The 7,667-nt window shown below is 32.6% G+C and carries 8 protein-coding genes and 1 pseudogene; 6 read left to right on the top strand and 3 right to left on the bottom strand.

All coding sequences use genetic code 11. The annotated features are described in order from the left end of the window. Nucleotides 1-59 precede the first annotated feature (59 nt). The 4 genes from T368_RS13990 (at nt 60) to T368_RS0110350 (ending at nt 4,927) form a co-directional block, all read left to right on the top strand. The gene (locus tag T368_RS13990; protein WP_004086139.1) at nt 60-284 is read left to right on the top strand and encodes a DNA adenine methylase; all 225 of its coding nucleotides are present in this window, start codon (nt 60-62) and stop codon (nt 282-284) included. Between the two features lie 4 nt (nt 285-288). Beyond that, the gene (locus tag T368_RS0110360; protein WP_004086137.1) at nt 289-2,736 is read left to right on the top strand and encodes a DNA cytosine methyltransferase; all 2,448 of its coding nucleotides are present in this window, start codon (nt 289-291) and stop codon (nt 2,734-2,736) included. After that, nucleotides 2,733-3,977 (top strand): hypothetical protein, encoded by a 1,245-nt coding sequence (locus T368_RS0110355; RefSeq protein ID WP_004086135.1) that lies wholly within the window; start codon nt 2,733-2,735, stop codon nt 3,975-3,977. The genes T368_RS0110360 and T368_RS0110355 overlap by 4 nt, the downstream gene beginning before the upstream one ends. Before the next feature lie 341 nt (nt 3,978-4,318). Next, the gene (locus tag T368_RS0110350; RefSeq protein WP_004086134.1) at nt 4,319-4,927 is read left to right on the top strand and encodes a sugar O-acetyltransferase; all 609 of its coding nucleotides are present in this window, start codon (nt 4,319-4,321) and stop codon (nt 4,925-4,927) included. Nucleotides 4,928-4,966: 39 nt separating this feature from the next. Here T368_RS0110350 and T368_RS0110345 read toward each other — a convergent pair whose 3' ends face one another. Beyond that, nucleotides 4,967-5,656 (bottom strand): NAD(P)-dependent oxidoreductase, encoded by a 690-nt coding sequence (locus T368_RS0110345; RefSeq protein ID WP_004086132.1) that lies wholly within the window; start codon nt 5,654-5,656, stop codon nt 4,967-4,969. Between the two features lie 189 nt (nt 5,657-5,845). Here T368_RS0110345 and rrpB point away from each other — a divergent pair. Then, nucleotides 5,846-6,180, top strand: a pseudogene (gene rrpB / locus T368_RS13985) (MarR family transcription factor RrpB). Nucleotides 6,181-6,251: 71 nt separating this feature from the next. Here rrpB and T368_RS0110335 read toward each other — a convergent pair. Further along, a complete protein-coding gene (locus T368_RS0110335; protein ID WP_004086126.1) occupies nt 6,252-6,614 on the bottom strand; it encodes a winged helix-turn-helix transcriptional regulator in 363 nt (120 codons plus the stop codon). A 154-nt stretch (nt 6,615-6,768) separates the two neighbouring features. Here T368_RS0110335 and T368_RS0110330 point away from each other — a divergent pair, with 154 nt between their 5' ends. Beyond that, a complete protein-coding gene (locus T368_RS0110330; protein ID WP_004086125.1) occupies nt 6,769-7,110 on the top strand; it encodes a TIGR04076 family protein in 342 nt (113 codons plus the stop codon). A 132-nt stretch (nt 7,111-7,242) separates the two neighbouring features. Here T368_RS0110330 and T368_RS13980 read toward each other — a convergent pair. Beyond that, a partial coding sequence (locus T368_RS13980) for a DNA methyltransferase (protein ID WP_080695804.1) occupies nt 7,243-7,667 on the bottom strand: 425 nt, incomplete at its 5' end.

Raw genomic sequence — 7,667 nt, 5'->3', positions numbered from 1 at the left:
CAATGCTTACGCAAATATTGTATAATTTTGCCTTTTAATACTCACAAAGAAAGGCTAAAATGTTCTCTCTCTCATCTCGCCGCTATACAGGAGCTAAAACAAAGCTTTTAGATTCTATTGATACAAGCATTTTAAAAAGCTTTGATTATAGAGATAAGAAAAATCTTAGCTTTTTTGATGTGTTTAGTGGCACAGGGGTTGTGAGTGAGTATTTTGCTAAAAAGAAAGAGTTTAGCAATATTATCGTCAATGATTTTTGTTATCTCACAAAAAGGAATTTTTAGGTAAATGTTACCAAATGGTGTTTTAACATACATATCACTTTTCTCATCGGCTGGGGTTGGCTGCTATGGATTCAAAGAAGCTGGATTTGAATGTATTGCTACAAATGAAATACTAGAAAAGAGATTAAATATTCAAAAAATAAATCATAAATGCAAATATGAAAGTGGCTATATATTAGGTGATATAAAAAAACAAGAAATTAAAAATAAAATCTTTAATCAAATTGACCTTTATAAAAAATTAGAAAATGATAAAGTTGATGTGCTAGTGGCTACTCCGCCTTGTCAGGGTATGAGTGTGGCAAATCACAAGAAAAGCCATAATGAAATTGAGCGAAATTCATTAGTTGTTGAGAGTGTTGAGCTTATAGGGCAAATCAAGCCTAGATTTTTTATCTTAGAGAATGTCGCAAGTTTTTATAAAACAGGTTGTGCAGATAAAAATGGGGATATTATAGCAATCGGCGATATGATAGAGAGAAATTTGCATAAAGAATATTCAATATATAATGAAGTGCTAAATTTTAAAAATTATGGAGCAAATTCAAGCAGGACAAGAACCTTAGTAATAGGCGTTTGCAAGGAGCTTAAAAACTATATCACGCCTTTAGAATTATTTCCAAAATACAGCAAAGAAAAAACATTGAAACAAATTATTGCACATCATAAATCTTTAGAATGGGGAGAATATGATACAAAAGACTTTTATCATAGCTTTAGAATCTATCCGCAAAATATGCGTGAATGGATAAAGGATATAAAAGAGGGGCAAAGTGCATTTGATAATAAAGAGCCAAGTAAAAGACCACATAAAATAGAAAATGGAAAAATGATAGAAAATGTCAATAAAAATGGTGATAAATATACAAGGCAGAAATGGGATAGTGTAGCTCCCTGTATTCATACACGAAACGACCAAATGGCTTCACAAAATACAATCCACCCAAAAGATGATAGAGTATTTTCCATAAGAGAGCTTATGGATATGATGAATATACCTCATAGTTTTAAGTGGCTTCCCTTTGAGCTGGACTATCTTAACTCTTTAAGCAATGATGAAAAATGCAAAGTATCAAAACGAAGCGAAATGAATATAAGACAAAGCATAGGCGAAGCAGTGCCAACTATTATTTTTAGTCAAATTGCAAATAATATTAAAAATTTTATGAAATTAAATAATCTTAGCGATAAAGAAATAAAAAATTTAATTACAAACCATAATTTACAAGATTTCAATAATCTAAAAAACTTCATAGAAAAAAATAGGGATTTTTTCTCACAAGCTACATTGGCAAATATAGCAGAAATATCAAATATGCAAAGAATTCAAAATTCCGCCTATTTCACTAATAAATTTATTCTTAATGAGATTACTAAAACTCTACCCACTTTTGATAAAGATTCTATTGACATTATTGAGCCTAGTGCTGGTTGTGGAAATTTTTTACCCATAATTTTTAAAAAATATGAAAATGTTAAACAAGTCAATTTAAAAATTATTGATATAGATTCTAAAAGTTTGCAAATTTTAAAAATTATTTATGAAAATCAAGCACCAAAAAATTTTAATCTAGAATTTATTTGTGATGATTTTTTGCATTTTAATTGCAGAGATACAGATTTAATAGTTGGCAATCCGCCATTTAGCAAAATAAAAGGTAAAAATTTAGCATTCTTATTTTTAGAAAAATCACTAAAAATAGCCGATAAAGTATCGATGATAATGCCAAAAAATCTGCTTAATACAAAAGAATATGAGACACTGCGACTTGAGTTGGAGAAAAAAGGCGTTAAAACTATACTAGATTTTGGGGAGCTTGGTTTTAATGGGGTTTTAATAGAAACAATAAATATAACAACAGGCAAATCAAAAGAAATACAAATCAAATCTTTCCCTATGGGTTTAAGCACATTGCAAAAGCATTCTTATGTTTTTGATAAAAAATTACCATATTGGGTTATTTATAGAAATGATTTTTTTGATAATATATTTAAGACTTTAGAATGTGGTATTTTTGAATCTTTTAGAGATAGACAATTAACTAACAGTAACACAAGCACGATGAAAAATGATATACAAGTTATTAAGTCTCGCAATATCAATGATAATGGCAACATTATATCAATACAAGGGTATGATAGCTACATATCAAAAGATAATTTATCTTTATTTAAAGTTTTTGAATTTTTAGATAGAGATGATGTTTATCTTACTCCAAATATGACCTATAATCCAAGATTAATACAAAAACAAAAGGGCTATGTTGTAAATGGTTCTGTGGCAATTTTGATTCCTAAAAAAACAATCAGCCTTACAAAAAAGCAATTAGACTATATTGCAAGTGATGAATTTAGAAAATTTTATAAAATCGCACGCAATTATCAAACTAGAACACTCAATATTGATAGCACGAGTTGTTTTTGGTTTGGTATAAAAAGGGGTAAAAAATGAAAAATGAACAAATTATAAATTTTTTAAATTCTTATGATTACGATATTAGACAAAGTGGAAATGCTAGGTGGATTGACCAAAAATGCACTTGTGATGTGCTATCAATCATCGCAGACTGCATTTTAGAATATACAAATTATGACAAGACCATACAATTTTCTATCAACGATATTTGGCAAAGTGAGTATGCAAATGAAAATGTTACTGCTATTTTTTCTAAACCCAGCACAGATTCTACTAAAGCAAAAAATGAATATGATAAGTTTTTCTCACAGCCCATAAACTTATTTGCATATAGTCAAGTTTTAAAACACATAGGCAAAAAAGGAAATAAAAACTTCTTTGTTATAAACAATATAGAATTATTAGAATTTATCGCAATGCGTGATATGAATGCTCTTTTATTCTTGCAACTATATATAGAAAAAGTTCTACTTGATAGTGGAATTTATGATAAATTTCAACATTTTTTAGAGATACAAACTAAAGATAGTTTTAAAAAATTAAAGGATAGTTTTATTAGCTTTACAATAGAACATACACCTATAAATCAAAGCGTTGAATGTGGCAGAATCTTTACTAAGATTTTAAATCCACTTGCTTTTAAGAAGCACAAAAAAGGCACAATGAAAGGGAATTTATCAAAAACAATCATAACCCTAGATGAATTAAAATACAACCGCATAAATTGGCGTGATGCACATAGCGGAAAAGATAAAAATATCACAAGAAAAGAATATGGGCAAATGGATTTTATAGCACAAAAATATACACAATACACGATACAAAAAGCTAAGAAAATCATTCGTCGCTATAATGATAAATTCAATAATGGCTTATCAGAAGTTAAACAAAATGGTGAAAATGTAAATGCCACGCAGATTCATCATATATTTCCAGCAAATGAATTTCCAAATATTGCAGATTTTGTAGAAAATCTCATTGCATTGACGCCAAATCAACACTTTTCTTACGCACACCCAAATAATCAAACAAGCTATATTGACAGAGATTTTCAATACATTTGTTTGTTGGCAAAAACAAATACAATAATGAATGATTTAACACAAACTTACGATTTTAACAACTATAAATTTGTATTAAACGAGGGGCTAAACACGAAAGATTTTGAAACAATCTTTGATTTTGCAACACTTATTGCGACATTAGATTATTTTTATTCTGATTTTAAGGCAACAAACTATCAAATTTTAGTTGAGCATAACAAACCAAAAACTTAAAGCATACAAACAAACTTTATACGGCATCAAACCCAGATTCAAACAATGCTTGAAAATTTATAATAATCCTACAAAATTCATAAATCCCCTTGACAAACACTAGGTGTTAGGCTTTATACTTTCATTTTATTTTATATTGGCATTGTAGATTCTAGGTTGTCATACTGAAGCTATAAGCTGAAGTATCTAGCATAGAATCTAAACAAGATATTTCGTGCTATGCACTCAATATGACAAGATTCTAGATTTTAGTCAAATGTGTGCAGGGCAAAAGGACATTTCTTAGAATCTTAATTGCAAGATTGCCACTAGATTCTACAAAAACCTACAAGGACACAACTATGCAAAACATTAACAAAGCAAAAGCTACAACAAACGCTACGCCAAGCACAGATAGAGACATTTTCACGCGTGATATAAATGGGGAGTTAATAAGCCCTGATGATAAGGATTTCTCACAGATTTTAGCCGTTATAGAAAACACACAAAAGCTAGTCCATAAGCTAAACACACAAATGCTAGATAAAGATTCTGCAAGGGCTATTTTTAGTGAGATTGTAGGCTATGAAGTGGATTCTAGCGTGTGGATATTCCCGCCTTTTTATGTGGATTTTGGACGCAATATCAAGGTAGGCAAAAACTTCTTTATGAATAGCTCTTGCACTTTTATGGATAGGGGCGGGATTACAATTGGCGATGATGTGTTTATCGCGCCTAAAGTGTGCTTAACTACAATCAATCACGATTTTAACCCCTACAATCGCAAGGCGACTTTTTGTAAGCCCATTGTGATAAAAGATAGGGTGTGGATAGGGATAAATGCCACGATTTGCCCGGGCGTTACCATTGGGGAAAATTCAATCATTGCCGCAGGAAGTGTGGTAACTAAAGATGTCCCGCCAAATGTCATTGTAGGTGGGAATCCCGCTAAGATTCTAAAAACACTTTAAAAACCTTTAGGGCGTAAGGCTATCGCAAAGCCCTTAAGGCTACTCTGCAAATAGCCCTATATGCTTTCTTGCATAGGTTGCATTAGAATCTAGGGCAATTTGGCAGAGTTTATAGGCAAAATCCGCATAGCCGATGATAGATTGACCTTGCGTATTTGTATGGAAGCACTCATTAGAGATTTGCACACTCTCCCCCTTTGGCTTCTCAGGCACAAACTCCGCCGCTGGACTGACAAAGCACCACTGCAACTTGCTAGATTCTTTAAGATACTTTAGCACTTCGCTATGAGCTAGGGCTAGAGGTTTGTATGCTTCAGGGAAACTAGGCGTATCCATAAGCTGCGTATGAGAATCCACATAAAGGCTTCCTGCCCCACCCACGATAAACAAAGCCCCCTTGCTTCCTTGCAGAATCTGCTCCAAGTGCATAATATGTTTTTGATATAGGCTAAGATTCTGCCATTCGCCAAAAGCATCAAATATCACATCAAAATGTCTTAAATCGCTAGAATCTAGTGTGAAAATATCCTTTTTTACCACGACTAGATTATCTAAAAGCCCTTTTACATCGCCTTTTTGCACAGATTCACTTTGCAAACAATTCTCTAGCCACTTTATATCAAACATTTCTCGCACAAATGCACACACACTTGCCTCTTGAAGTAATGCTTCTTTTACCAAAAGTCTCCCCGCCTTGCCATTTGCCGCTAAAACTGCTACTTGTAACATTATGTATCCTTTTTATAAATTTACCCTTTTAGTTTTTGGAATCTAAAAGGGCTTTGAAATGATAAAGTAGCAATATACAAAAATCAAGTAGAGATAATTTTATAATATAGGTATAAATTTAGTAGTATTGTGTAAAATAGGAAAAAATAGGCTATAATTTTTTCCTATTTATCACTTCAAGGAATGTGTATGAAAGATTTTTTCTCCGTGTGTCCTGTTGAAACGACACTCAATCTTATAGGCAATAAATGGAAGTTTCTCATTATCCGCGATTTGCTTCAAGGCACAAAACGCTTTGGTGAGCTGAAAAAAAGTATCGGTGCAAGTAAAAATCAAAGCATTTCTCAAAATGTGCTTACACAGAATCTGCGTGAATTAGAAGAAGCAAAGCTCATCGCACGCAAGGTTTATGCTGAAGTCCCCCCCCCCCACGCGTAGAATACAGCCTAACCCCACTTGGATTCACTCTGCAGTCTGTTTTGACAAGTCTAGAATCTTGGGGTAGAAGCTATCAAAATTTATAAAGTTAAGATTCTAAGAATGCTTTAGAATCTTGCGTGATATAGAAATGATAAGAGACTGCAAAAAGGCGATGCTATGTATTGCTATTTTCTTTTTTATGTGTTTGTCCCCACGCACACATAGAATCTAAAACCGGTATGAGCGATTTCCCACGAGATGATAGGCTGTATTCAACTTTAGGCGGGATTTGCGGATATTCTTTGCGTTTGATTAAGTCATCACTCTCAAGCTCTCGCAACGCATTTGTAAGTGATTTAAACGACACGCCATCAATGTAGCGTTTTAGCTCGTTATAGCGGACAACTTCAAAACGATGAAGTGCATATAGAATAGTCATCTTATATTTGCCGCTAATAAGACTTAAAGTGTAGGCAAATGGACTCTCACAAAGCAAACAATTATGGATAGATTCTGTATTTTTTGGATTTTTCTGCATATTTTCACCTTTTTTATTTGTAGCTAGATAGCTTAAATGTGAATGCGTATTTTACTCTACTTTTGGTAAGTATATTACTTTATTTTGCGTATTATATTTTTGTGAGCTTTGATTTATAATTTTGTAAATTTTAGGATTTAGAAAAGGAATAGTGATGAATAAAGTCAAAATTGAAGTGATAAAAACGCATTTTGATGAAGAGTTAGCTAAAGAATATGGCGTGGAATGTGCGTGTCCTATACACAAGGTTGGAGAGAGTTTTATCTCGCTTGGCTTTGATAAACCGCAAGGATTCTGCGATGAGGCGTGGAAGGCGATTTATCAATATGTGTTTGCACTCGCACATAGCGATAAAGACAGCGTATTTTACTTTAAAGATTGGATTAAAAAGCCCGGTGTAGCGATAAACTCGTGCAATGATGGAATCCGCCCAGTGATTTTTAAACTCACAAGGCTAGATTCTAAAGCACAGGCAAATGACTTTTATAATGAGTGAAAATGAGTAAAGTAGCATTGCTTAGAAATGGCAGTGAGAAATTTGGCAATTACAATTTACAAACAAAGATGATAGTAATTGGCTACAACATTTTTCAAAGATTCTAAAACACTTTAGAATCTAATGCAGGGATTATAGAGGTAAAGTATTTTGATATGGGAAGATTCTAAAATTATATAGATTTTTCCCCCTTGAGCTACACCAAGTGTCAGGCTTTATACTGAAGTTTTTGGGATTGCATTTAATACGCGTAATATCATTGATAAAATGCTCTCTGCCAAAAACCTCATCACACAGGATTTTGACATAATGTCCTACCTTATCATCAATGTGTAAATACAGGCTTCCCTTTTCGCTCATCAACTCCTTAATGAGAACTAGGCGATAATAGAGAAATTCTAAATACGATTCTAGGCTAAATTTATCTTTATAGGCGATTTGTGAATCCAAACTCGCACTCATTGTGCTACCTAGCCTAAAAATATGATTTGTGCCAAATGGAGGGTCAATATAGACTAAATCAATGCTATTTTTAAAACTTTTGACTTGATTTTGCA

The sequence above is a fragment of the Helicobacter bilis ATCC 51630 genome, assembly GCF_000686565.1.
Lineage (GTDB): Bacteria > Campylobacterota > Campylobacteria > Campylobacterales > Helicobacteraceae > Helicobacter_A > Helicobacter_A bilis.
This window is presented reverse-complemented; position numbering and strand designations above follow the sequence as displayed.

Bases quoted from the DNA above. Each gene is read 5' to 3' on its own strand.
- T368_RS13990 (WP_004086139.1), top strand. From the start codon at position 60: ATGTTCTCTCTCTCATCTCGCCGCTATACAGGAGCTAAAACAAAGCTT.
- T368_RS0110360 (WP_004086137.1), top strand. From the start codon at position 289: ATGTTACCAAATGGTGTTTTAACATACATATCACTTTTCTCATCGGCT.
- T368_RS0110355 (WP_004086135.1), top strand. From the start codon at position 2,733: ATGAAAAATGAACAAATTATAAATTTTTTAAATTCTTATGATTACGAT.
- T368_RS0110350 (WP_004086134.1), top strand. From the start codon at position 4,319: ATGCAAAACATTAACAAAGCAAAAGCTACAACAAACGCTACGCCAAGC.
- T368_RS0110345 (WP_004086132.1), bottom strand. From the start codon at position 5,656: ATGTTACAAGTAGCAGTTTTAGCGGCAAATGGCAAGGCGGGGAGACTT.
- T368_RS0110335 (WP_004086126.1), bottom strand. From the start codon at position 6,614: ATGCAGAAAAATCCAAAAAATACAGAATCTATCCATAATTGTTTGCTT.
- T368_RS0110330 (WP_004086125.1), top strand. From the start codon at position 6,769: ATGAATAAAGTCAAAATTGAAGTGATAAAAACGCATTTTGATGAAGAG.